This window comes from Parvimonas sp. D9 (assembly GCF_035282565.1).
GTDB classification, from domain to species: domain Bacteria; phylum Bacillota; class Clostridia; order Tissierellales; family Peptoniphilaceae; genus Parvimonas; species Parvimonas micra.
The window spans coordinates 1-230 of record NZ_JAYKBM010000291.1 but is presented as its reverse complement, the minus strand read 5'-3'; the positions used below and the strand labels follow the sequence as shown (position 1 = coordinate 230).

1 pseudogene is annotated in these 230 nt (G+C 34.8%); it reads left to right on the top strand.

The features are described from left to right. Positions 1-35 precede the first annotated feature (35 nt). Positions 36-230 (top strand): annotated as a pseudogene (locus tag VJI94_RS08905) (MBOAT family protein); the annotation flags it as partial.

The following is a 230-nucleotide window of genomic DNA, read 5'->3' as shown; positions in this document are numbered from 1 at the left end:
CCCAAGAAAACAAGGCCAAAAAGAAACTGCTGCTAGTGGTTAGTTTAATTGGAAATCTCGGCATGCTTTGTTTCTTTAAATACGGAGCATTTTTACTAGAAAATTTTGTAACCGTTGTAAATGCATTAGGCATGGATTATCATCCTGCCAAACCCAATATCATCCTTCCGGCAGGTATTTCTTTTTATACATTCACTACACTTTGTTACACCATTGATATGTATAAAAAA